Here is a 329-nt window from a genome sequence, read left to right as displayed (position 1 = left end):
GCGGTATTCCCCGCAGGTCCTCCACCAATCACCAGTACATCAAAGGCTTGTTTGGCATTCAGTTTTTCTGCATCTTTGGCTGCTGCATTGCTATCCAGTTTGGCAATGATTTCTTCCAGCGTCATACGACCCTGACCGATATGATTGTTGTCCTGGAAGACCATCGGCACTGCCATAATTTTGCGCTCTTCCACTTCATCCTGGAAGAAGGCTCCATCAATCATGGTGGCAGTGGTACCCGGGTTATAGATGGCAATCAGGTTGAGTGCCTGCACCACATCCGGACAGTTATGGCAGCTTAAAGAGACAAAGACATCGAAGTCAGACTG

General features: G+C 49.2%; 1 protein-coding gene. It reads right to left on the bottom strand.

The annotated features are described in order from the left end of the window. The coding region (locus NI461_RS14165) for a thioredoxin family protein (RefSeq protein ID WP_253157905.1) at positions 1 to 329 on the bottom strand (329 nt) is incomplete at both ends.

Source organism: Acinetobacter sp. S4400-12, assembly GCF_024129495.1.
GTDB classification, from domain to species: domain Bacteria; phylum Pseudomonadota; class Gammaproteobacteria; order Pseudomonadales; family Moraxellaceae; genus Acinetobacter; species Acinetobacter lwoffii_C.
The sequence above is the reverse complement of the archived record's forward strand: the minus strand, read 5'-3'. Positions and strand labels throughout refer to the sequence as shown.